The sequence below is a fragment of the Rhodococcus sp. RDE2 genome, assembly GCF_020885655.1.
Lineage (GTDB): Bacteria > Actinomycetota > Actinomycetes > Mycobacteriales > Mycobacteriaceae > Rhodococcus > Rhodococcus pyridinivorans.
The window spans coordinates 3,951,721-3,973,059 of the sequence record NZ_AP025186.1; the positions used below are offsets into that span (position 1 = coordinate 3,951,721).

At 69.8% G+C, this 21,339-nt stretch carries 28 protein-coding genes; 14 read left to right on the forward strand and 14 right to left on the reverse strand.

All coding sequences use genetic code 11. The features are described from left to right. Window positions 1–26: 26 nt before the first annotated feature. Window positions 27–1,073, reverse strand: coding sequence for a polyprenyl synthetase family protein (locus LPH33_RS18335; RefSeq protein ID WP_229565336.1), 1,047 nt, complete (start codon window positions 1,071–1,073; stop codon window positions 27–29). Window positions 1,074–1,185: 112 nt separating this feature from the next. On the opposite strand from LPH33_RS18335, the gene LPH33_RS18340 reads away from it, so the two are divergent. After that, window positions 1,186–2,457, forward strand: a complete 1,272-nt coding sequence (locus LPH33_RS18340) for a geranylgeranyl reductase family protein (RefSeq protein ID WP_229565338.1) — start codon at window positions 1,186–1,188, stop codon at window positions 2,455–2,457. 89 nt (window positions 2,458–2,546) lie between these two features. Here LPH33_RS18340 and LPH33_RS18345 read toward each other — a convergent pair whose 3' ends face one another. The 3 genes from LPH33_RS18345 to menD all read right to left on the reverse strand — a co-directional run bounded on the left by LPH33_RS18345 (window position 2,547) and on the right by menD (window position 5,399). Continuing rightward, window positions 2,547–3,248: a demethylmenaquinone methyltransferase gene (locus tag LPH33_RS18345; RefSeq protein ID WP_088897082.1), complete on the reverse strand. Its 702-nt coding sequence runs from the start codon at window positions 3,246–3,248 to the stop codon at window positions 2,547–2,549. Window positions 3,249–3,330: 82 nt separating this feature from the next. Next, window positions 3,331–3,783 (reverse strand): DUF3592 domain-containing protein, encoded by a 453-nt coding sequence (locus LPH33_RS18350; RefSeq protein WP_145693279.1) that lies wholly within the window; start codon window positions 3,781–3,783, stop codon window positions 3,331–3,333. After that, window positions 3,780–5,399 (reverse strand): 2-succinyl-5-enolpyruvyl-6-hydroxy-3-cyclohexene-1-carboxylic-acid synthase, encoded by a 1,620-nt coding sequence (gene menD / locus LPH33_RS18355; protein ID WP_229565339.1) that lies wholly within the window; start codon window positions 5,397–5,399, stop codon window positions 3,780–3,782. The genes LPH33_RS18350 and menD overlap by 4 nt, the downstream gene beginning before the upstream one ends. Window positions 5,400–5,451: 52 nt before the next feature. On the opposite strand from menD, the gene LPH33_RS18360 reads away from it, so the two are divergent. Together LPH33_RS18360 and LPH33_RS18365 are read left to right on the forward strand one after the other, a co-directional pair. Next, window positions 5,452–6,057, forward strand: a complete 606-nt coding sequence (locus LPH33_RS18360; RefSeq protein ID WP_229565341.1) for a flavin reductase family protein — start codon at window positions 5,452–5,454, stop codon at window positions 6,055–6,057. Window positions 6,058–6,140: 83 nt separating this feature from the next. Then, window positions 6,141–7,001: a siderophore-interacting protein gene (locus LPH33_RS18365; protein WP_033096351.1), complete on the forward strand. Its 861-nt coding sequence runs from the start codon at window positions 6,141–6,143 to the stop codon at window positions 6,999–7,001. A 91-nt stretch (window positions 7,002–7,092) separates the two neighbouring features. Here the strand turns inward: LPH33_RS18365 and LPH33_RS18370 are convergent, their stop codons facing one another. The 3 genes from LPH33_RS18370 to LPH33_RS18380 all read right to left on the reverse strand — a co-directional run bounded on the left by LPH33_RS18370 (window position 7,093) and on the right by LPH33_RS18380 (window position 9,256). Then, window positions 7,093–7,533, reverse strand: a complete 441-nt coding sequence (locus tag LPH33_RS18370; RefSeq protein WP_033096107.1) for a DUF6918 family protein — start codon at window positions 7,531–7,533, stop codon at window positions 7,093–7,095. 98 nt (window positions 7,534–7,631) lie between these two features. Further along, window positions 7,632–8,627: an o-succinylbenzoate synthase gene (locus LPH33_RS18375; protein WP_019291219.1), complete on the reverse strand. Its 996-nt coding sequence runs from the start codon at window positions 8,625–8,627 to the stop codon at window positions 7,632–7,634. Next, window positions 8,624–9,256 (reverse strand): PaaI family thioesterase, encoded by a 633-nt coding sequence (locus LPH33_RS18380; protein ID WP_160875265.1) that lies wholly within the window; start codon window positions 9,254–9,256, stop codon window positions 8,624–8,626. Before LPH33_RS18380 ends, LPH33_RS18375 begins: the two co-directional genes overlap by 4 nt. Before the next feature lie 64 nt (window positions 9,257–9,320). Here LPH33_RS18380 and LPH33_RS18385 point away from each other — a divergent pair, with 64 nt between their 5' ends. After that, entirely contained in the window at window positions 9,321–10,214 is an 894-nt protein-coding gene (locus LPH33_RS18385; protein WP_016694321.1) for a 1,4-dihydroxy-2-naphthoyl-CoA synthase, read from the forward strand. Between the two features lie 87 nt (window positions 10,215–10,301). Here LPH33_RS18385 and LPH33_RS18390 read toward each other — a convergent pair whose 3' ends face one another. Next, a complete protein-coding gene (locus LPH33_RS18390; RefSeq protein ID WP_016694322.1) occupies window positions 10,302–10,598 on the reverse strand; it encodes a DUF4193 domain-containing protein in 297 nt (98 codons plus the stop codon). A gap of 185 nt (window positions 10,599–10,783) precedes the next feature. Between LPH33_RS18390 and LPH33_RS18395 the strand changes: the two genes are divergently transcribed. The 7 genes from LPH33_RS18395 (at window position 10,784) to LPH33_RS18425 (ending at window position 15,620) form a co-directional block, all read left to right on the forward strand. Further along, entirely contained in the window at window positions 10,784–11,230 is a 447-nt protein-coding gene (locus LPH33_RS18395; protein ID WP_186455303.1) for a hypothetical protein, read from the forward strand. Window positions 11,231–11,232: 2 nt separating this feature from the next. Next, on the forward strand, window positions 11,233–11,616 hold the full coding sequence (locus tag LPH33_RS18400; protein ID WP_145693277.1) for a VOC family protein: 384 nt from the start codon (window positions 11,233–11,235) through the stop codon (window positions 11,614–11,616). A gap of 193 nt (window positions 11,617–11,809) precedes the next feature. Continuing rightward, the gene (locus LPH33_RS18405) at window positions 11,810–12,991 is read left to right on the forward strand and encodes an inorganic phosphate transporter (protein ID WP_229565343.1); all 1,182 of its coding nucleotides are present in this window, start codon (window positions 11,810–11,812) and stop codon (window positions 12,989–12,991) included. Further along, entirely contained in the window at window positions 12,988–13,248 is a 261-nt protein-coding gene (locus LPH33_RS18410) for a hypothetical protein (protein WP_016694326.1), read from the forward strand. Before LPH33_RS18405 ends, LPH33_RS18410 begins: the two co-directional genes overlap by 4 nt. A 12-nt stretch (window positions 13,249–13,260) precedes the next feature. Beyond that, window positions 13,261–13,560, forward strand: a complete 300-nt coding sequence (locus LPH33_RS18415) for a DUF3349 domain-containing protein (RefSeq protein WP_006552314.1) — start codon at window positions 13,261–13,263, stop codon at window positions 13,558–13,560. After that, window positions 13,533–14,702 (forward strand): o-succinylbenzoate--CoA ligase, encoded by a 1,170-nt coding sequence (gene menE / locus LPH33_RS18420; protein WP_202399735.1) that lies wholly within the window; start codon window positions 13,533–13,535, stop codon window positions 14,700–14,702. The genes LPH33_RS18415 and menE overlap by 28 nt, the downstream gene beginning before the upstream one ends. 48 nt (window positions 14,703–14,750) lie before the next feature. Beyond that, window positions 14,751–15,620: a 1,4-dihydroxy-2-naphthoate polyprenyltransferase gene (locus LPH33_RS18425; RefSeq protein WP_085469622.1), complete on the forward strand. Its 870-nt coding sequence runs from the start codon at window positions 14,751–14,753 to the stop codon at window positions 15,618–15,620. Window positions 15,621–15,662: 42 nt separating this feature from the next. Here the strand turns inward: LPH33_RS18425 and LPH33_RS18430 are convergent, their stop codons facing one another. Further along, window positions 15,663–16,052: a phage holin family protein gene (locus tag LPH33_RS18430; RefSeq protein ID WP_016694329.1), complete on the reverse strand. Its 390-nt coding sequence runs from the start codon at window positions 16,050–16,052 to the stop codon at window positions 15,663–15,665. A gap of 111 nt (window positions 16,053–16,163) precedes the next feature. Here LPH33_RS18430 and LPH33_RS18435 point away from each other — a divergent pair, with 111 nt between their 5' ends. Next, on the forward strand, window positions 16,164–17,150 hold the full coding sequence (locus tag LPH33_RS18435; protein WP_160875267.1) for a hypothetical protein: 987 nt from the start codon (window positions 16,164–16,166) through the stop codon (window positions 17,148–17,150). Window positions 17,151–17,162: 12 nt separating this feature from the next. On the opposite strand, the gene LPH33_RS18440 is transcribed toward LPH33_RS18435, so the two are convergent. The 4 genes from LPH33_RS18440 to LPH33_RS18455 form a co-directional block, all read right to left on the reverse strand. After that, the gene (locus LPH33_RS18440) at window positions 17,163–17,726 is read right to left on the reverse strand and encodes a Clp protease N-terminal domain-containing protein (protein WP_202399736.1); all 564 of its coding nucleotides are present in this window, start codon (window positions 17,724–17,726) and stop codon (window positions 17,163–17,165) included. Window positions 17,727–17,731: 5 nt separating this feature from the next. Continuing rightward, window positions 17,732–17,947: a helix-turn-helix domain-containing protein gene (locus LPH33_RS18445; RefSeq protein WP_088897076.1), complete on the reverse strand. Its 216-nt coding sequence runs from the start codon at window positions 17,945–17,947 to the stop codon at window positions 17,732–17,734. Window positions 17,948–18,022: 75 nt separating this feature from the next. Next, on the reverse strand, window positions 18,023–19,120 hold the full coding sequence (locus tag LPH33_RS18450) for a PLP-dependent cysteine synthase family protein (protein WP_088897075.1): 1,098 nt from the start codon (window positions 19,118–19,120) through the stop codon (window positions 18,023–18,025). Further along, window positions 19,117–19,500, reverse strand: coding sequence for a DUF4229 domain-containing protein (locus LPH33_RS18455; RefSeq protein WP_016694334.1), 384 nt, complete (start codon window positions 19,498–19,500; stop codon window positions 19,117–19,119). The genes LPH33_RS18450 and LPH33_RS18455 overlap by 4 nt, the downstream gene beginning before the upstream one ends. A gap of 208 nt (window positions 19,501–19,708) precedes the next feature. On the opposite strand from LPH33_RS18455, the gene LPH33_RS18460 reads away from it, so the two are divergent. Together LPH33_RS18460 and LPH33_RS18465 are read left to right on the forward strand one after the other, a co-directional pair. Beyond that, a complete protein-coding gene (locus tag LPH33_RS18460) occupies window positions 19,709–19,918 on the forward strand; it encodes a BldC family transcriptional regulator (protein ID WP_006552323.1) in 210 nt (69 codons plus the stop codon). A gap of 190 nt (window positions 19,919–20,108) precedes the next feature. Continuing rightward, window positions 20,109–20,309 (forward strand): hypothetical protein, encoded by a 201-nt coding sequence (locus tag LPH33_RS18465; protein ID WP_026061601.1) that lies wholly within the window; start codon window positions 20,109–20,111, stop codon window positions 20,307–20,309. A gap of 25 nt (window positions 20,310–20,334) precedes the next feature. Here the strand turns inward: LPH33_RS18465 and LPH33_RS18470 are convergent, their stop codons facing one another. After that, entirely contained in the window at window positions 20,335–21,300 is a 966-nt protein-coding gene (locus LPH33_RS18470) for a MinD/ParA family ATP-binding protein (RefSeq protein WP_106201467.1), read from the reverse strand. Window positions 21,301–21,339 lie beyond the last annotated feature (39 nt).

A 21,339-nucleotide genomic window follows, 5' to 3' on the forward strand; every position in this document is an offset into this window, starting at 1 on the left:
ACGGGGCGGGACCACACGACGGTCCGTCAGCCCACGCGGGCGACGGTGAAGTCCACGAGGCGACGCAACGCCTCGTTCGCCGGGCCCTGAGGCAGGGCGTCGAGTTCGGCGTGGGCGCGGGCGGCATAGGTCGCGAGGGTCGCCTTCGCCGCATCCATCCCCGGCGAGCGGACGAGCAGCCCGAGTGCCTCCGCGACGTGCGCTTCGTCCTCGATGGGACCGACGAGCAGTTCGCGCAGGCGATCGGCCTCCGGCCCGGTCTCCTGCAGCGCGTAGAGCACCGGCAGGGTGTACACGCCCTCGCGGAGATCGGTTCCGGGGGTCTTGCCCGACTCCGTGGTGTCGGACGCGATGTCGATGATGTCGTCGACGATCTGGAAGGCGGTGCCGACGGCGTCGCCGAGTCGTTCGAGACGCTCGACGTGTTCCGGATCGGCGCCCGAGAACGTACCGCCGAAGCGACCGCTGGCGGCGATCAGCGAACCGGTCTTCTCCCAGATCACCCGCAGGTAGTGCTCGACCGGGTCGTCGTTGCTGCGCACACCGATGGTCTCGCGCATCTGACCGGTGACCAGCTCGGCGAACGTCTCCGCGATGATCTGCACGGCCGACGGACCGAGGGTCGACACCAGTCGCGAGGCGTGCGCGAACAGGTAGTCGCCGGCGAGGATCGCGACGCTGTTGCCCCAGCGCACGTTGGCGCTCGGAGCTCCGCGACGCATCGTCGCCTCGTCCATCACGTCGTCGTGGTAGAGCGTCGCGAGGTGCACGAGCTCGACGACGGTCGCCGCCGTCACCACGGCGGGATCGGTGGGCTTCGGCCCGAGCTGCGCGGTGAGGATCGTGAACAGCGGCCGGAACCGCTTGCCACCCGCCTTCGCCAGGTGCAGTGCGGCCTCCGTCAGGAAGTCCTCACCGTCGGACAATTCCTCGACCAGGAGCTTCTCGACGCTCGCGAGGCCGTCCCCGACTGTCGCGGCGAGGACCGGATCGCCGAGTTCCACACCGGCCACGACGGTGCTCGGCGCCGCATCGGCCGAACCGGCGGTCCGAGCCGCCCCCTCAGTGCTCACGATGACGTACCCATCCTGTTCTGTCGCCTCGACTTCACCGTAGTGAACCTAGCCGTTCGTTCCCCGATCCACCTCGTCGAGGCGGCCGATCGCGGCCTGAGAAGATGGAGCGGTGGTGGCCGAACACTCCGCGCGAGATCCGCGGCAATCCCAGTCCTGCGTTCCCGACAGTACCGATGTTCTCGTCGTCGGTGCCGGTCCAGCCGGTTCCGCCGCCGCTGCGTGGGCTGCCCGCGCCGGTCGCGAGGTGCTGCTCGTCGATGCCGCGACCTTCCCTCGCGACAAGACCTGTGGTGACGGACTGACCCCGCGCGCCGTCGCCGAACTCGACGAACTCGGTCTCGGCGACTGGCTGCGCACCCGCACCGTCAACCGCGGTCTGCGTCTCGAGGGCTTCGGTGGCCGCTTCGAACTCCCCTGGCCCGACTCGTCGTTCCCCGTCGTGGGCAGTGCCGTGCCGCGCACCGAACTCGACGCCCGGATCCGGCAGGTCGCGCTCGACTCGGGTGCCCGCGCCGTGGACGGGACGAAGGCCGTCGACGTCGAACGCGACGGCGACCGGGTCTCGGCCGTGATCTTCCGCACCGCCGACGGACCGCGGACCGTCCGGTGCCGCATGTTGATCGTCGCCGACGGGGTGCGCTCTCCCCTCGGCAAGGTGCTCGGACGTCGCTGGCACCGCGACACCACCTACGGCGTGGCCGCGCGGGCCTACGCCACCTCCCCGCGCAGCGACGATCCGTGGATCACCTCGCACCTCGAACTGCGCGACGACGCGGGCGCCGTCCAGCCGGGTTACGGCTGGGTGTTCCCGCTCGGCACCGGCGAGGTGAACCTGGGGGTGGGCACCCTCGCGACCGCCTCGCGACCCGCGAACGGATCGCTGCGACCGCTCATCGACCTGTACGCGCGGCAGCGCCGCAGCGAATGGGAGCTCGGTGAGGTGACGCGGGTGGCGTCGGCGCTGCTGCCCATGGGCGGAGCCGTGTCGGGGGTCGCGGGCAGGAACTGGGCGTTGATCGGCGACGCCGCAGCGTGCGTCAATCCGCTCAACGGCGAGGGCATCGACTACGGACTCGAGGGCGGGCGGCTGGTCACCGGGTTGCTCGACTCCGACGACCTCACCGAACTGTGGCCGGCGACGCTGCGCTCCCACTACGGCCGGGCGTTCTCCACCGCGCGTCGCCTCGCGAACCTGCTCACGATCCCGAAGTTCCTGCCGGCGACGGGTCCGATCGCGATGCGGTCGCGGACGATGATGTCGGTCGCGGTGCGGGTGATGGGCAATCTCGTCACCGACGAGGACGCCGACTTCGTGGCCCGGGTGTGGCGGACGAGCGGTCATCTCTCGATGCGCTGGGATCGGCAGCCGCTCTTCGCCTGAGCCGCTACATGTGCCGCGCGGCTACTTGCGTACCGCGCTGCACCGATGCGCGCGGCTACGTGCGTACCGCGCTGCACCGATGCGCGCGGCTACGTGCGTACCGCGCGGTGCAGGGCGGTGATGCCCCCGGTGAGATTGCGCCACTTCACGTCGCTCCAGCCCGCGGCCTCGATGCGCCGGGCGAGCTGTTCCTGATCGGGCCAGGCCCGGATCGATTCGGCGAGGTAGACGTAGGCGTCGGGATTGCTGCTGACCGCCCGCGCGACCCGCGGCAGCGTCCGCATCAGGTACTCCATGTAGACGGTGCGCAGCGGTTCGCGCACGGGCGTGGAGAACTCGCACACCACGAGGCGTCCACCCGGCTTGACCACGCGGGCGATCTCGCGCAGTCCCTCGTCCGGGTCGGCGACGTTGCGCAGGCCGAAGGAGATGGTCGCGGCGTCGAAGACGGCGTCGGCGAACGGCAGTCGCATCGCGTCGCCCGCGACCATCGGGACGTTGCGGAACTCACCGGCGTGCAGCATGCCTGTGGAGAAGTCGGTGGCGACGACCCATGCGCCGGACCGTCCGAGTTCGACGGTGGAGACCCCGGTGCCAGCGGCCAGGTCGAGCACGCGCTCGCCGGGCTTCAGGTCGAGGGCGGCACGGGTCGCGCGACGCCACCCGCGGTCCTGCCCGAACGACAGGACGGTGTTGGTCAGGTCGTAGCGTGCAGCGACCCCGTCGAACATGGACGCGACCTCACGCGGGTCCTTGTCGAGCGACGCGCGTGATCCGTGAGTTGTTGCCACGGCCGAAACGTTACCCGCTCCCCTGCGCCGTCCCGGCCGTCGTGCCGTCCCGGGAGCGACGTCGAGACGGACGTTGCGTTCGTCACACCCGAAGTTCCCGACCCTTCTCGTCGGAGGGGGCTGCGGCAGCCGCGTTCCTCTTCCGCCTGAGCCAGATCGACACGGGCATGGCGATCAGCCATGTGACGACAATCACTGATCCGGTGGGGATCAGTGCGACGCGAGCGTCCCGACCGGTCACGCGAACGAGATCGGGATCACTCCGGGCGTATTCGACGGCGATCCGCTGCCCGGTGGTCAGCCCTGTCGGATACAGAACACCCAGCTCGGGATTGTGTGTCACGCCGTCGGGGGTGACGAAACTCACCGCGGACCGGAGGGATCCGGCCGAGAGCACCTCGGCGACGGCCGTACCCGTGTCGGAGCGGATGGTGAGGTCGTTGCGGAGAGCGCCGAGGAACAGGATCACCGCGAGGGCGGAGATCGCCGCCGCGACGATGAGAACCGCGCGCCGCGCGCGCTCGGGTCCGCTCACAGCTGCGCCCGCACCGCCGCGTGCAGTTCGCGCAAGCCGGCCCGATCCGTGGTGACCTCGACCACACGGATGCCTGCGGGCGGCACCGTGTCGTCCGCGAGCGCCAGCGCGAGGCGCTGCAGATCCACCCGCTCGTGCGGGACGCGGTAGGCCGCGCACAGTGCCGCGAGGTCCATGCCGTGCGGCGTGCCGAATACACGCTCGAAGACACCTGCGTACTGCGGGTCGCCCTGTTCGAGCAATTCGAAGATTCCGCCGCCGTCGTCGTTCGCGACGACGATGGTGAGGTTCTGCGGACGCGGCTCCGACGGTCCGATGAGCAGGCCCGACGCGTCGTGCAGGAAGGTCAGGTCGCCGAGCAGCGCGACGGTCCGTCCCTGCTCGTAGGCGAGTGCGGCACCGACGGCGGTGGAGACCGTGCCGTCGATCCCGGCGACACCGCGGTTGGACAGCACCTTCACGTCCGGCTTCGGGTAGCTCACGAGCGCCGCGTCGCGCACCGGGTTCGACGCCCCGAGCAGCAGCTGGTCGCCGGGCTTCAGTGAATCCGTCACCACCGCGGCGACGTGCAGTCCGGTGGCCTTCGGATGCCCGTCGAGCTGGGCGCGCACGGCCTTGTCGGTGTGCGCCGAGAGCTGGCGGCATCGTTCGAGCCACGCCTCGTCGGGTGCTCCCGACACCACGGCGCGGGTGCCGGTGGCGATGACGTTGCCCGAGACGTCGGGCCAGCGCGGCCCGGTGGTCAGCGCGTAGACGGTGACGGCGGGGTCGGCGAGCAGGTTCGACACCGGCCGATGCAGCGTGGGCCGGCCGGTGATGATCGCCTGGCGCGGCTTCAGGTGCGGCAGCGCCATCGGATGCACCGGGATGCCGTGCAGCGGTGCGGTGGGTTCGGCGACGGTCGGCAGCCCGGACAGCTCGGGGCGGTGAGCGGAACCGTGACCGGAGACGACGATCGTGTCGGGGGTCAGATCGATCTCGAGCGGGACGTCGAGGGTGGCGTTCACCGTGGTGGTCCAGGCCTTGCCGTCGGGACGCCCCTCGGGCACCGGTCCCTTCGCGTCGAGCTCGGGCACGAGCGGTTCGCGCAGCGGGATATCGAAGTGGACCGGGCCGGCGTTGCCGGAGCGGGTTCCGCGGGCGGCGGCGAGCACTCGGGAGACCGCCGAACGCCACTGGCTGTTCTGTTCGGTGCCTTCGGCGAGTCCGAGGCTGATGGTCGCGCGTACCTGGGTGCCGAACATTCCGAGCTGTTCGACGGTCTGGTTCGCGCCGGATCCGAGCAGTTCGTAGGGGCGATTGGCGCTGAGCACGACCAATGGGACGCGGGCGTAGTTCGCCTCGAGCACGGCCGGTGCGAGGTTGGCCACGGCGGTCCCGGAGGTCATGACGACCGGGACGGGACGACCCGAGGCGAGGGCCAGGCCGATCGCGAGGAATCCGGCGGTGCGCTCGTCGATACGCATGTGCAGGCGCAGACGTCCTGCGTTGTCGGCGGCCTGGAGCGCGAAGGCGAGCGGCGCGTTGCGCGAGCCCGGGCACAGCACGACGTCCCGAACACCGCCCCGGGCGAGTTCGTCGACGACAGCAGTGGCCTGGGCAGTGGACGGATTCACGGAGTCCAGGGTAATTGCGCCGGAAGTGTGGCCGGGTCCAGGTGTGGTCAGAATGGAGGCCGTGCGCACAGTCTTCGATCCCACCGAGTCGAGTCCCGGCCGCTTCTACCGCCTTCTCACCGCGACAATCGTGCCGAGACCGATCGCATGGGTGTCGACCGAGGCCGAGGACGGTGTGTTCAATCTCGCTCCGTACAGCTTCTTCACGGTAGCGAGTACGGCCCCGCCGGTCGTGCAGTTCACGTCCGTGGGCCGCAAGGACAGCCTGCGGAACATCGAGCAGACGGGCGAGTTCGTGATCAACATCGCGACCGTGCCGTTGATGGAGAAGGTCAACGCCTCGTCGGCGGCGTTCCCGCACGACATCGACGAGTTCACGGAGGTGGGTCTGCACGCCGAGCCGAGCGAGCGGGTGCGGCCCCCGCGGGTCGCGGAGGCACCCGCCTCGATCGAGTGCCGGCTGCATCGAGTGATCGAGATCGGCGACTCGTTCGTCGTGATGGGCGACGTCCTCGCGGTGACGGTCGACCCCGAGGTGCTGGCGGAGGACGGTGCCCCGGATTTCGCGGCGCTCGGCGCGGTGAGCCGGTTGGGGCGGACGGAATGGGGCCTGACGCCCGCGGTGCGGAGACTGGAGCGGCCCGGCACTCCCGGGTGAGAACACAGGTTAGGCTCCGCTGAACGATCGTCGGGATGCTGCACGTCGTCAGTGATGGCATCCGAGCAACCTCGGAGGGCCGCATGGCGAAGAGCACCGGAACCGCACGGCGCAACCCCTATCTCAAGCCCGGGTCGCGGCGGATGGTGCGCGCGCAGGTACTCGCCGCCGAACGCATCAGCCCGACCTTCGTGCGCATCACCGTGAGCGGCGACGACGTCGACTCGATCGCACCGATGGGCTTCGACCATTGGTTCCGCATGTTCTTCCCCACCCCGGAGCAGCAGGAACTGACCCTCCCCGGGGCGACGGACGACCGTTGGTGGCCCGAATATCAAGAGCTCCCCGAGGAGCGGCGGCCCGTGCTGCGGAACTACACGTTCCGCCGCGTGCGACCTGCGGGAACCGGGCTGTTCGGCCCGACTTCCGAGATCGAGATCGATTTCGCGTCGCACGGCGATCTGGGCCCGGCCTCGGCATGGGCGGAGCGGGCACAGCCCGGCGACGAGATCGGCATCCTCGACGAGGGCATCAGCAACCTCCCTCTCGACGAGGCGCGGTCGTGGCTGCTCGTCGGTGACGAGAGCGCCGTGCCCGCCGTGGCCGGCATCCTCGACTCGATCCTCGCCCTCGATCCGCTCGCGTCCGTCGAGGTCTTCGTCGAGGTTCCGCACCCCGACGACCTCACCGCCCAGGACCTGCCGACGGGAGAGAACGTGCGGGTTCATCCGGTGATCAGGACCGATGCCGAGGCGGTACCGGGCAGTCTCGTCGTCGATGCGGTTCGGGAGGCGACCCCGTCGTCGGATTCCACCCACGCGTTCGTCGCGGGCGAGTCGTCGCTCGCGACCGGTGTGCGCCGTCATCTCGTGCGCGAGTGCGGCTGGGACCGGTCGGCGGTGACCTTCATCGGATATTGGAAGTACGGCGAGCCCGTCTACTGACGGTCCGAATCTTCCCCGGAACGACGAACGTCGCGGTACCGACCGGCGAACCGGTTCGGGACCGCGACGTCCGGATGTCGCTGGTGTCGGCTCAGCCGGCGTGCTTCTGGATGAGATCACCCAGGCGCGGCAGGGCCTCGACGACGTGCTTCTTGGCCGAGGGGCGCAGCGAGTCGTAGACCTTCTTGACACCGGACTTCGACGTGCCGGCGATGCGCTCGTCGGTCACCCCGAGAAGAGCGTCGGCGACGACCTCGCCGCGGGCGACCAGGAAGTCCGAGAACGAACCGTTGCCTGCGTACTCCACCCAGAACGGCTGGAGCTTCTCGACGAATTCGGGCAGCAGACCTTCGACGGCACCCGGCACGATGCCCGGGCCGACCTTCTTCACTGCTGCGTAGCCACCCTTGAGGGCGAGACCGGACGCACCCTTCTTGTCCGACACCTCAGCATCGATCAGGGCTTCGACGTCTGCCTTGACCGCCGGGAACTTGTCGGCGCCGAGGAGGGCATCGCCCAGAGCTGCAACCACTTTCACTGCCTCCGTAGATGTGACACTTGTGACCGTTGGGACGCGGGGAACGATATACGACGATTCCGTGCCGTCACAGTCCGCGTCCGGCGAGGTCGTCACAGTCCGCGTCCGGCGAGCACCGTACGGCACCGACGCACCCGTTCGCACCACCACTCGACTCGATCGGGATCGGCCCGCAGCGCATCGAGCCGCTCGGGTTCGGGCTCGACCGCGACGACGTCGAGCGCTCCGTCGGACATGTGCAGAGCCGGCGCGACGTCGGCTTCGAAGAAGCCACCCGTGCCCAGCCCGCAGGCGTACGGGAGGTCGGGCAGGGCAGCGGCCGCCGCGAGACCGGTGGCGATTCCCACCGCCGAGTCGAGAGCGCTCGAGACGACCACCTCGACGCCGTGTCCGGCGAGTTCGTCGGCGAGCGCGACGAGGCGTCGGACCCCGCCGAGCGGCGCGACCTTCACGATGGCGACATCCGCTCCCCCGGCCCGCACGACCCGCAGGGGATCCTCGGCGCGGCGGATGCTCTCGTCCGCCGCGATGCGCACCCCGGGCAGTCGCCGGCGCACCTCGACGAGTTCGGGGACGGTCGCGCACGGCTGCTCGGCGTATTCGAGCGGACCGTCGGCGGTGAGTGCCGTGAGCGCACGGACGGCCTCGTCCACGCTCCAGCCGCCGTTCGCGTCGATCCGGACGTTGGGCACGTGCTCGCGCACGGCCCGGACACGAGCGACATCCTGCGCGAGATCCTGGCCCGGCTCGGCGACCTTCACCTTCGCGGTGCGCGCGCCGGGGAACCGGGCGAGCACCTCGGGGACGCGCTCCGGGCCGATGGCGGGCACGGTCGCGTTGACAGCGATCCGGGAGCGGCGCGGAGCCGGATGGCCCTGCCAGGCGGATTCGATCGCCGACTGCAACCAGTGCGCCGCCTCGTCGTCACCGTATTCGGGGAACGGCCCGAACTCGCCCCACCCGGCGGGTCCGCGCAGCAGCAGCACCTCGCGTTCGGTGATGCCGCGGAACCGGACGCGCATGGGCATCGAGACGACGACCGCCCCGTCGAGCAGCTCGTCCGCGGACGGGAGGGGTAGGGAGGTCACGGCTGGCCCGGCAGCAACTGGACCATCAGCGCCTCGCAGTCGGCGAGGAGGTTGCCGTCGACATCGCGCAGTTCGGCCTTGCAGAAGGCCTTGCGACCGTCCACGCGGTCGACCCAGCCGTCGACGACGAGTTCGGTCTCGATCGGGGTGATCCTGCGGTAGTTGACGTGGAGATAGGCAGTGCGGGCGATCGGCCGGCCGTTGGCGTGGATGACCATGCCGAACAGGTCGTCGAACAGCAGCGGCAACGTGCCGCCGTGCGCGGCCCCGTTGCCTCCGAGGTGGTAGCGGCGGAAGACGCCGCGTTCACGGACACCGTCCGGTCCGTACTTCTCGATCGTCCACGGCAGCAGCAGCGCACTGCCGCGTCCGGGCAGGTCCACGTTGAAGCCGGCGGGCGAGCGGCCCTCGGGCACGGCGTGCTCGGCGAGCAGATCGACCAGGGCCTCGGTCTGCTCGATCGCGCGGTCGACGACCTCGTCCGGCGGGTTCGTGGCGACCATCAGATCCTGCAGACGCCGGAAGGTCTCGACGAAGCGACCGTAGTTCGGCCCCGCCTTCACCGGTTCGTAGACCGGAAATCCACCGTGGTGTTCGTAGTCGTCGCGGGGATCGGTCTGCTCGCTCATGGTTGTGCACGTTATCGGGCGGCAGCACACATCGTCGCGATGCCCGGCCCTTTATGGTGACGAGGTGACCTTCGATCCAGAATTGTGGCGCCCGGTACCCGGGTTCGAGAACCTCACCGACATCACCTATCACCGACACGTCACGCAGGGCACGGTCCGCGTCGCGTTCGATCGTCCCGAGGTGCGCAACGCCTTCCGCCCGCACACCGTCGACGAGCTCTACCGCGTGCTCGACCACGCGCGGACCACCTCCGACGTCGGCGTCGTGCTGCTCACGGGCAACGGCCCGAGCCCGAAGGACGGCGGATGGGCGTTCTGCTCCGGCGGCGACCAGCGGATCCGGGGCCGCAGCGGCTACCAGTACGCGAGCGGCGAGACGGCCGACACCGTCGACAAGGCCCGCGCCGGCCGCCTGCACATCCTCGAGGTCCAGCGGCTGATCCGGTTCATGCCGAAGGTCGTCATCGCTCTGGTCAACGGCTGGGCCGCCGGCGGCGGGCACAGCCTGCACGTCACGTGCGACCTGACGCTCGCCTCCCGCGAGCACGCTCGCTTCAAGCAGACCGACGCCGACGTGGGCAGCTTCGACGGTGGCTACGGCAGCGCCTACCTCGCCAAGATGGTCGGCCAGAAGTTCGCGCGGGAGATCTTCTTCCTCGGCGACACCTACACGGCCGAGGAGATGCACCACATGGGTGCGGTCAACAAGGTCGTCGACCACGACGAGCTCGAGAACGTCGCGCTGGAGTGGGCGCAGAAGATCAACGGCAAGTCGCCGCAGGCGCAGCGCATGCTCAAGTACGCCTTCAATCTGCAGGACGACGGACTCGTCGGCCAGCAGTTGTTCGCGGGCGAGGCCACGCGCCTGGCCTACATGACCGACGAAGCGATCGAGGGTCGCGACGCCTTCCTGGAGAAGCGCGATCCCGACTGGTCGCCGTACCCCCACTACTACTGATCCTGACGCGACGAACCGGGCTTCGCCCCTGCTACAGCAGGTGCAAGGCCCGGTTCGCCACGCAAGGAGGGGTCGTCGGACGGAAGGTCAGACGCAGTCGCGGCAGAAGGCCTGCTCGCCGTCGCCCGTCGCGCGGCGGCTGTGGTGCTGGACGAGGAAGCAGCCCATGCAGGTGAACTCGTCCGACTGCTTCGGCAGGACCTGGACCGAGAGCTCCTCCGCCGACAGTGCCGAGAGGTCGGCGCCGGGCAGGTCGAGGGTCTCGAGGATCTCACCCTCGTCGGTGTCGGCGGCCGCGGTGGGCTTGATGTCCAGCTCGTCCAGGGCAGTGCCACCGCCGCCCAGGATGTCGGTGGTGCGGGGAGCGTCGTAGTCGGTCGCCATGGCAGGTCTCCTCACTCGTTGTCGGCGGTGCCGCGCAGCCGCGGATTACGGCTGCGTCGGACCCGCTGTGGCAGGCCGGCGCTGTCATGGGCACCGTTGCCGTCAGTAATGTCCCACCCGAAGCTTCGTCAAACACATATGTCCAGTTACGTTCGAACTGTGTGCTCTCGGGCACACTGTGGGACATGACCGATCGCCAGAGTCCGCGAACCGCCCACACCCGCCCGGAAGGCGTCTCCGACGCCACTGTGAAAGCGACCGGCAAACTGTCCGAGGCCCTCGAGACCGTCGAGCAGGCGCGGGGCCATCTCTATGCCTTCCACCAGCTGATGGGCCGCGCCGATCTGCTCACCGGCGACGCCGAGGAGTTGTTCCGCGAGGCCGGGCACGACGAGATCGCCGAGCGTCTCGACACCGAGATCATCGGACGCAACATCGCCGAGGGTCGCTGGACCTTCCAGCTCGTCGAGGAGTTCGACGACGGCTACTGGTCGGACTTCCGCACCTTCGAGAAGCAGGTGCGCGACGAACTCGTGCAGGGCCGGCGCCATCTGTTCGAAGCAGAGATGAAGGAATCGCGGCGCACACACGGCCGCCGCCATCACGAGGCCCGCCCGGCCGAGGAGCAGTGACGGTGGAGATCCTCAGCAGCCGCACCATCCTCCGCCCGCGTGATCAGGAGGCCGCCCTCGAGTTCTACGGCTCGACGCTGGGACTGGCGGTCGCCCGCGAGTATCCCGGCGGAACCGTCTTCTTCGCGGGGCAGTCGCTCATCGAGATCGCCGCCCACGGCCGGTCCGACGACAGCGACGAGGTGTTCCACGGCGCCCTGTGGCTCCAGGTGCGCGACGTCTACGACGCCGAGGCCGAGCTGGCACTGAAGGGTGTACGCATCGTCCGGGGTGCGAAGCAGGAGCCGTGGGGACTGCACGAGCTGTGGATCGCCGATCCCGACGGGATTCCGATCGTCCTGGTGCAGATCCCCGAGGACCATCCGTTGCGCCGCGACCTCCGCTGACGAACGGAGGTACCCGGGCACGACCGCAGGCAGTCGCGCGGCGCCGGTGATCTTGCACACAAGCCGCGCGGTCTGCTCTGCACTCCGCTCATGGTCGGAGTCCGAAAGAACCGGTCGGGCGTGACGGCGAGACGCAGAATTCACACCCCCGTCGCTGTACATTCACGTGCCCGCTACCCCACAATCGACAGACGTGACCGCAGAGTTCGTCGTGCTCCTGGTGGTGGTCGTCACTGCCCTCGCATTCGATTTCACCAACGGCTTCCACGACACCGGCAATGCCATGGCGACATCCATCGCCACCGGCGCCCTCAAACCCAAAACCGCGGTCACTTTGTCCGCGACCCTCAACCTCGTCGGCGCCTTCCTGTCCGTGGAAGTCGCCGCGACCGTCGCGAAGGGTGTCGTCGACCTCGACACCGTCGGCGGTACCGATCTGTTGCTCATCGTCTTCGCCGGTCTGGTCGGAGCGATCCTCTGGAACATCTCGACCTGGCTGTTCGGCCTTCCGTCCAGCTCGTCGCACGCCCTGTTCGGCGGTCTCGTCGGCGCTGCACTGGCGTCGATCGGTGTCCAGGGCGTGGTGTGGGACGGAGTGCTCGGCAAGGTCCTGATCCCCGCCGTGCTCGCGCCCGTCATCGCGGCGCTGGTGTCCACGGTGGGCATCTGGTCGATGCACCGCCTGACCCGCTCCGTCTCCAACGAACACCGCGACCGCGGCTTCCGGCTGGGACAGATCGGCACGGCGTCCCTGATGTCCCTCGCGCACGGCACCAACGACGCGCAGAAGACGATGGGCGTGATCTTCCTGGCCCTCGTCGCCCACGGCACCATCACCGCCGACACGGACATGCCGTTCTGGGTGAAGGTCGCCTGTGCCGTCGCGATCGCACTCGGCACCTATCTCGGCGGCTGGCGCATCATCCGCACGCTGGGCAAGGGTCTCGTCGAGATCGCCCCGCCGCAGGGCCTGGCCGCCGAGTCGTCGTCGGCCGCCATCATCCTCACCTCGAGCCATTTCGGTCTGCCGCTGTCGACCACGCACGTCGCCACGGGCTCGATCCTCGGCACGGGTCTGGGCACCAAGGGCGCGGAGGTGCGCTGGTCGGTGGCGCGACGGATGGTCGTCGCGTGGGTCATCACCCTGCCGTGCGCCGCGGTCGTCGGAGCGACCTGCTGGGGGCTCGCCCACCTCATCGGCGGCATGCCCGGCGTGCTCGTCGTGTTCGCGATCCTGTGCGCCCTGGCCGTGTTCATGTGGCTGCGCTCGCGCCGACAGCCCGTCGACGCCTCCAACGTCACCGCCGACTGGGACGACAAGCTCGCCCCGGCGCCGGGTGCCTCCGAAACGGTCACCGGGGAAGGACGCTCGTGAACCTGCTGACGCACACCCTCGACTCCCTGTGGCAGGTCGTTCTCGTGGGCCTGCTGCTCGGCGCCGGCCTGCCCTCCCTGTTCGCGCTGGGGGTCCGCGCGCTCGACACCGGTCGCGGCAGCGACGGCACACCGAATCCGGCGGCCCGGACCGCCGCGGTGCTGTGCTTCGCCGTGGTGGCCTGCGCGATCCTGGCGGGCATCCTCCTGCTGGCGTCCGATTTCCTCGCCGGAACATTCGGCATCGACATCTTCTGATCGGAGTGACGGGTGGCCCTCCCGCCGTTTCTCGCTTCCATCGTCGAGTGGCTCCGCGCCGGTTACCCCGAAGGGGTGCCGGAACAGGACTACGTACCCCTGTTCGCACTGCTCGCGCGGCGCCTGTCCGACGAGGAGGTCGCCCAGGTCGCCGACACCTTGGTCGAGGACGGTGACCTCTCGATCAACCGCATCGACATCGCGGTCCTGATCAGCAAGATCACCAACAACATGCCGTCGCCCGACGACGTGGACCGGGTCCGCCGCCAACTCGAAGCGGGCGGATGGGACACGACACAATACGATCTGTGACCACACTCGAGCTCCTGCCCGTCCCGGCCGGGTCCGCCGTCCGATCCGTGCTGCCCGCCCTGCAGCGCATGCTCGACGGTGACGGACCGGCGCTGCTCCCCGTCCCTGCCGGGGACGAGCGGGAGACACTCCGCCTCACCGATGCGCTGAGCCCCGGTGAACCCGTCGCCGACGGGGTGGGACTGGTGGTCGCGACCTCCGGCACGACCGGGACCCCGAAGGGCGCCCTGCTCTCCGCGCAGGCGCTGCGCGCGAGCGGCGACGCCACCCACGCCCGGCTGGGTGGGACGGGCTCGTGGCTCCTGGTCCTGCCCGCCCATCACATCGCCGGCATGCAGGTGCTGCTGCGCGGCCTGCTCTCCGGAACCGAACCCGTCGTCGTCAACGTGTCCGCCGGTTTCGATCCCGCGGATCTGCCGGCGGCGGTGGACGCCATGCCGGGTCCTCGCCGGTACAGCTCGATGGTTCCCACCCAGCTGATCAAGGCCCTCGATCATCCCGACGCCACCGCGGCGCTCGCCCGCCTCGACGCGATCCTGCTCGGTGGGGCCGCGACTCCCGTGCCGGTCCTCGAACGTGCCCGCGCGGCCGGTATCACGGTCGTCCGCACCTACGGCATGAGCGAGACCTGTGGCGGCTGCGTCTACGACGGCGTGCCGCTCGACGGGGTGCACGTGCGCGTCGACGGCGACTCGCGGGTGTGGCTCGGCGGCGCCACGCTCGCCTCGGGCTACCGGAACCTGCCCGATCATCCCGCCTTCGCCGAACCCGGCTGGTTCCGCACCGACGACGCAGGCACGCTCGACGACGGGGTCCTGCGCATCCTGGGACGGCTCGACGAGGCCATCTCCACCGGCGGGCTCACCGTGGTCCCCCAGGTGGTCGAGGCCGTGCTCGTCGAGCACCCGGCCGTCCGGGAGGTCGCGGTGGTGGGTCTGCCCGACCCCCGGCTCGGGCAGCGCGTCGCGGCCGTCGTCGTTCCCACCCCCGGCACGACGCCGACGCTCGCCGAGCTCCGGGACCACGTCGAGGCCACGCTAGATCCCACTGCTGCGCCGCGTGAGCTGCAGGTCGTCGACACACTGCCGCTGCGTGGGCCGGGCAAGGTGGATCGCCGAGCCCTCGTCTCGCGCTTCTCCTGACGGGGTGCGCACGACGCGGCAGGCGGGCCCGGGTGCGAAGATCGATCCATGGCAACGGCTGGTCAATGGCTCGAAGGCGCTCGTCCGCGCACCCTCCCCAATGCGATAGCACCCGTCCTGGCAGGCACGGGCGCTGCGGCGTGGCTCGGTGAGGCCGTGTGGTGGAAGGCGCTGCTGGCACTGGTCGTCGCGCTCGGATTGATCATCGGCGTGAACTTCGCCAACGACTACTCCGACGGCATCCGCGGCACCGACGACGAGCGGGTCGGGCCGATGCGGCTGGTGGGCTCGGGCGCGGCGAGCCCCGGTGCCGTCAAGCGCGCGGCGTTCGTGTGCTTCGGCATCGCGGCCGTCGCGGGACTCGCTCTCGCCGTCACGACCGCCTGGTGGCTCGTGCTCGTCGGCGCGGTCTGCATCGCCGGGGCCTGGTACTACACCGGCGGGAAGAACCCGTACGGCTACAGCGGCTTCGGGGAGATCGGCGTCTTCGTCTTCTTCGGGCTCGTCGCGGTGCTCGGCACGCAGTTCGTGCAGGCCGGTCGCGTCGACTGGGTGGGTCTGGCGTGCGCGATCGCCGTCGGCTCGATCTCGACGGCCGTGCTGGTGACGAACAATCTCCGCGACATCGCGACCGACGCGGAGACCGGCAAGCGGACCCTGGCGGTCAAGCTGGGCGATCCGAGGACCCGCACGCTCCACCTGGTGCTGGTCGTGGTGCCGTTCGTGATGTCGCTGGTGCTGGTCGCGGCGACGCCGTGGGCGCTCGCCGGCTTCCTCGCCGCGCCGTTCGCGGTCCGCGCGCACAAGCCGGTGCGGGCCGGTGCCCTCGGTCTCGCGCTGATCCCGGCATTGAGCGATTCGGGTGTGGCGATGCTCGTGTGGGCGGTGGCCACCGCGCCCGCGCTGGCCTTCGGCTGACCAGGACGCGGGCACGGCGGAATCTGCCGCGGACGGGCGGGATCAGTCGCGGTCCGGGACGACCAGTCCGAGGACGAAGTTGACGATCGCGATGATCACGCCGCCCCACAGTGCCGCCCAGAAGCCGTCGATCGTGAGGCCGTACTCGGTGAAGCCGCTCAGCCACGCGGTGAGCATGAGCATCAGCGCGTTGACGACGAGCAGGAACAGCCCGAGGGTGAGGATCACCAGCGGCAGCGACAGCAGCTTCACCAGCGGCTTCACGAGTGCGTTGACGACGGTGAAGATGGCGGCCAGCACGACGAGCGTGATGACCGCGCGGGTCGTGTCGGAGGTGCCCGCGGGATCGGTGAAGTCGATCCCGTCGACCAGCTCGACCGCGAGCCACAGACCGACCGCGTTGATGATCAACCGCAGTATCAGAGAAATCATGGTGCCACTGTGGCACACGGAACCCGGTCTCGTAACGGGCAAATCGGACGCATGCGGGGTCGCCCCTCCCCCTCAGGGGCCTCTCAGCGACGGACGGTAGCGTCGGCCGGCGTGCGTTCACGTCTTCTCCCCCTGCTTCTCGCCGTGACCGGACTGCTCCTCGTGGGCACGGGTTCGGTCTTCGCCTGGCTCGACCGTCCCGAGACGGCGGTCGCGACCGTCGCGGAAGAGCCGAGTCCCTCGGCGGACGGCGTCGACGAGGCGCGGAGCAACCTGCAACGGGCCGGACTGCCGCTGTCGGTGCTCGACGGCGGGGTCGGGCAGCTGACGGAGGGCAGCACCCAGCTCGACGACGGTGCCCGTCAACTCTCCGACGGCCTCCGGCAGGCTCGCGACGGTGGCGAGCAGCTCGCCGACGGCCTCGGGCAGCTCGACGGCGGTGTCGACATGCTCGGCGACGGCGCCCGCCAGGTGAGCGGTGGCGTCGACGAGGTGGTCGACCGGCTCTCCGGTTTCGGGGAGATGCAGGGCGACGTCACGGCGCGCCTCACGGCCGTCGCCGACACGCTCGGTGCGTCCGCGGATCCGGTCTCGCAGGGCGCGGCCGGCCAACTGCGCGGACTCGTCGAGACCCTCGACACGCAAGGCCTCGGGCCGGACACCCTCGACCAGCTCGGGCAGTTGCGCGACGGCGCACGGCAGCTCGCCTACGAACTCACCGATCCGAACGCGCAGTTCGTCGCGGGCATGGCGCAGGCCGCCGACGGCTCGCGGCAGCTCCGCGACGGCCTCGTCCTCCTCGACGACGGTGGCCGGGCCCTGACGGACGGCACCGGACAGCTCGTCGACGGTGTCGGGCCGGTGGCCGATGTCGTCGGTGGCATCGCCGACAACGTCCGGTCCGCCACCGAAGCGCTGCCGCGCACCGCGCCGGCCGCTCCGGACACGCAGGCCGCGGAGGTCACGGCGACGTCGGATCGTCAGTGGTGGCCGTTCGCGACGATCGCGGTCGGCACGCTGCTGCTCGTCGCGGCGACGGTCGTCCCGCTCGTCGCCGGGCGTCCGCTCGCCGTCGTTCCCGCCCAGCCGACCCGGTAACCGCCCGAAGGATCAGGCGGCGGCGTCGAGGTGGCCGTTCAGTCGCTCACGGAGCTGCGCGCGCGGCACGTGCGCTTCCACGAGGGCGACGGTCGCCGGATCGTCGCTGCGCAGCAGTCCGAGCAGGATGTGCTCGGGACGGATGACGCGTTCGCGGCGTGCGATCGCCTCCCGCAGCGCGAGTTCGAGCGACTTCTTCGCCGCCCGGTCGAACGGGATGTGGCCGAGCCGGTTCGCGCCGCCCCGCCGATCGGCGCTCTTCCCGTCGAGCACCCCCTTGCCGAAGGCGGCTTCGAGACGGCTCCGGACCTCGTCGAGATCGATGCCGATCGCTTCGAGTGCCGCGGCGTCCTCCTCACCGAGTGGGGCGTCGGTGGTCCGGGCGGCCCGGTCGGAGCGGAGCCCGTCGACCGTGAGACCTTCTTCCGCGAGCAGGACCCGCAGCGGTTCCTCCGCGGCGACGGCGACACCGATGAGCAGGTGTGGCGCCTCGATCCGGGGATCGTGCACCCGGATCGCTTCCTGTTGTGCTGCGACGACGACGGATCTGGCACTGTCGGCGAATCGTTCGAACATGTCGATCACCTGCGCTTCCGGTTGTGCTTCTGATGGACCGCCTGCCGGCTGACGCCGAGTTCGTCGGCGATGGCCTGCCAGGACCAACCTCGATCCCGGGCATTCGCGACCTGGACCTCCTCGAGCCGTTCCAGCAGCCGGCGCAGGGCACGCACGGCGCGCAGGCCCACTGCGGGATCGGAGCTCGCGGCGGCAGCGGCGAGGGTGGTGGCTTCACTCATGGTGTCAATATAGGTTGACAACTCCAGCGCGTCAACGAAGATTGACAAGAAGCGGGATCCGCGCAGGTGGACGATCTACCGAGGCCACCGACCGGTGGTCGCGAACTTCTCCAGCATCGCGAGCGGTGCGGCGAGATCCATTCCCTCGGCAACGACCCATTCGTCGGAGAAATAGGTGTCGGCGTAGCGCTCGCCGCCGTCGCACAGCAGCGTCACGACGCTGCCCTCACGGCCCTCCGCGAGCATCTCGGCGATCAGACCGAAGGCTCCCCAGAGGTTCGTGCCGGTCGAGCCGCCCACCCGGCGTCCGAGCGCGGCACTCGCGTGCCGCATGGCGGCGATGGACGCCGCGTCGGGCACCCGCACCATCCGGTCGACGACCTCGGGCACGAAGGACGGCTCGACGCGCGGACGCCCGATCCCCTCGATGCGCGAGGGCATGCCGGTGGTGTAGTCGGCCGAACCCGTCTCGAACCCACCGAAGAACGCCGAGTTCTCGGGGTCGACGACCGCCAGCCGCGTCCGGTGACGGCGATAGCGGATGTAGCGGCCGAGAGTCGCGCTCGTGCCGCCGGTCCCGGCGCCGACGACGATCCACTCCGGCACGGGATGACGCTCGAGACGCATCTGCGAGTAGATGCTCTCGGCGATGTTGTTGTTGCCTCGCCAGTCGGTGACCCGCTCGGCGTTCGTGAACTGGTCCATGAAGCAGCCGCCGAGCTCGTCGGCGAGCCGCTGCGCCTCGGTGTAGATCTCCGGCGGGCGGTCGATGTAGTGGCACCGGCCGCCCTGGGCCTCGATGAGCGCGACCTTCGCCGGTGAGGTGCGGCGCGGTACGACGGCCACGAAGTCGAGGCCGAGGAGTCGCGCGAAGTACGCCTCGCTGACCGCGGTGGACCCGGACGACGCCTCGATGATCGGGGTCCCTTCACGGATCCAGCCGTTGCACAGGGCGTAGAGGAACAGCGAGCGCGCGAGGCGGTGCTTGAGACTGCCGGTGATGTGCGTCGACTCGTCCTTGAGGTACAGGTCGATGCGCCAGTCCGCCGGGAGCGGGTAGCGGAGCAGGTGGGTGTCGGCGCTGCGCTGAGCGTCGGCCTCGATGAGCCGGACGGCGTTGTCGACCCAGTCCCGGGGTGCGCTGCGGTCGACGACCGCGCCGGTCGCCGTCACCGCCCGTTCTCGCCGCGCATGCGCTTCTCGAGGTCGGCGCGTTCGGTACGCCGGCGCTCGTCGACCGCGGCGATGCTCTCGTTGACGCGACGCCGCAGCGAGGCGAAGAGCACGAGCGAGACGGGCAGGGCGATGAGCACGGCGAACAGGGCCGCGACGAGGAGGGGGATTTCCACCCCGAATGCCCGCGGAACGTAGAGAATGAGCAGTGTGAGCACGACGACGAGGGCGAGCCGTGCCACGGAGTACAACGCGACGTCCCGGATCAGGGACCCGGTCCCCGCTCGACGGCCTGCGGCCGTGGCGCCCTCGCCGTGAGGGTGTGGAGTGCGCTGGGAGGGGGTATCCGAGGGTTCGTTCCGGCGTTCGTCGTTCACCACTCCAGGTTAACCGGCCGTCAGGACGACGAGTTCCGCGACGATTTCCGGAAGTCGGACATCCGTCCGTTTTGTCTATTACTTCCGCTTTACCAACCGTAGACCGTTCGAGCAACCAGGGGTATCGGTGCCACCATGGGCTTGGACATCCCGATCGAACAACTCGATCGCGTCGAACAACACGATCACGACAACCGGGAGGACATTCGCAATGAGCGCACCCACTTTCAACGGCGCGAAGGAATCCCTGCTGACCCCGGGCCAGGTGGCAGCACTGTTCCATGTGGATCCCAAGACCGTCACCCGGTGGGCCCACGCCGGCCGATTGGGCTCGCTGCGGACCCCCGGTGGCCATCGCCGCTTCCGTGAGTCCGAGGTCCTGGCGCTGCTCCGCTCCCTGACGACCGAAGCGACGCGCTGATCCGAGACAGCAGAATCCGCACCTCCGGCGTGCACCTGCCGGACCCCGGCCGACCACCCGCGGAACCCACGTGCCGGACCGGGTTCCGCCCACCTAGAATGTGGACGAACCGGTCTGCGGTCGCCGCGGCCCGGAGGTGCACGGCGAGGGCACGTCCTCGTCCGGCACCGCCACGGTCAGGAGGTGCAACGTGCTCTATCTGTTGGCACTCATCGGTGCGGTGACACTCGCAGTCCTGCTGTGGAAGGCGTACGGTCCCACGTCCCGTCCGCCGACCCGCGTGATGGGTCCGGACGACGATCCCGACTTCCTGTGGAAGGTCGATCGCGAGGTGCACCGCCGCCGCAGTGGCGACGGCACCGGCGAGTCCGATCAGGAACGGGGCGACTGACCCTTCACCGTGTGCGGTGAGCCTGTCACCGCGCGGCGAACCCGTCGGCGATATCCGCGGCGAGTCCGAGAAGGGCGCGCCGCGTACCCGACTGCAACCGGTCCAGATCGATCTCCGCCCCCTCTTCGAGGTGGGGGTCGAAGGGTAGGACGTGGACCGCGCGGCACCGCTGTTCGAAGTGCCGCACCACGAGGTCGAGATCGACCTTGCCCGACCTCGGCCGCACCGCGTTGACGACGGCCACCGACCGCTCGACGAGTTCGCGATAGCCGTGCGCGTCGAGCCAGTCGAGGGTGGCCGACGCGCTGCGGGCGCCGTCCACCGAACCGGAACTGATGACGACCAGAGTGTCGGCGTTCTCGAGGATCGCGCTCATAGCAGAGTGCATGAGCCCGGTCCCGCAATCCGTGAGCACGATGCTGTAGAACCGCTCGAGCAGACCCAGCGTCCGCTCGTAGTCGTCGGCGCTGAAGGCCTCCGAGACCGCCGGATCGGTGTCCGAGGCGAGCACCTCGAGACGATGCGTGTTCTGCGAGGTGTAGGCGCGCACGTCCGCGTACGTCTCGAGCAGTTCCTGATCACGCAGCAGCGTGCGCACCGTGGCCGGCGTCTGTTCGGCCACCTTCTGACTCAACGTCCCGCGGTCCGGATTGGCGTCGACCGCGACGATCCGATCGCCACGCAGCTCCGCAAAGGTCGAACCGAGCGTGACCGTGGTGGTCGTCTTGCCCACCCCGCCCTTGAGACTCAGCAGGGCGATCCGATGGCAGCCGTGCAGCGGTACACGCACCCGCTCGGCCGATTCCTCCTTGCGCTGCTGCCGGGGGCTCTCCCCCACATGGACGCGACCACCGGTCGCCCGGTAGACCACCCGCCGCCAGCCCTTCCGCGGCGGCGCGGCGACCGGGCGTACCAGTAGCGACGAGTCCAGCGCCGTCGCGTCCAATGCGTGTCCGCCGAGCCCCGACGAACCGTTGTCGGCCCCATCCACCGCGTTCTCCCCCCGTCGACTGTCACGGACGACGGCGCG

Excerpts from the sequence above, each read along its gene's own strand:
- LPH33_RS18390 (WP_016694322.1), bottom strand. The coding sequence starts at position 10,598 with ATGGCGACCGACTACGACGCTCCCCGCACCACCGACATCCTGGGCGGC.
- LPH33_RS18440 (WP_202399736.1), bottom strand. The coding sequence starts at position 17,726 with ATGTTCGAACGATTCGCCGACAGTGCCAGATCCGTCGTCGTCGCAGCA.
- LPH33_RS18380 (WP_160875265.1), bottom strand. The coding sequence starts at position 9,256 with ATGAGCGAGCAGACCGATCCCCGCGACGACTACGAACACCACGGTGGA.
- LPH33_RS18430 (WP_016694329.1), bottom strand. The coding sequence starts at position 16,052 with ATGATTTCTCTGATACTGCGGTTGATCATCAACGCGGTCGGTCTGTGG.
- LPH33_RS18365 (WP_033096351.1), top strand. The coding sequence starts at position 6,141 with ATGGCGAAGAGCACCGGAACCGCACGGCGCAACCCCTATCTCAAGCCC.
- LPH33_RS18395 (WP_186455303.1), top strand. The coding sequence starts at position 10,784 with ATGACCGATCGCCAGAGTCCGCGAACCGCCCACACCCGCCCGGAAGGC.
- LPH33_RS18425 (WP_085469622.1), top strand. The coding sequence starts at position 14,751 with ATGGCAACGGCTGGTCAATGGCTCGAAGGCGCTCGTCCGCGCACCCTC.
- menE (WP_202399735.1), top strand. The coding sequence starts at position 13,533 with ATGGGACACGACACAATACGATCTGTGACCACACTCGAGCTCCTGCCC.
- LPH33_RS18445 (WP_088897076.1), bottom strand. The coding sequence starts at position 17,947 with ATGAGTGAAGCCACCACCCTCGCCGCTGCCGCCGCGAGCTCCGATCCC.
- LPH33_RS18360 (WP_229565341.1), top strand. The coding sequence starts at position 5,452 with ATGGAGGCCGTGCGCACAGTCTTCGATCCCACCGAGTCGAGTCCCGGC.
- LPH33_RS18460 (WP_006552323.1), top strand. The coding sequence starts at position 19,709 with ATGAGCGCACCCACTTTCAACGGCGCGAAGGAATCCCTGCTGACCCCG.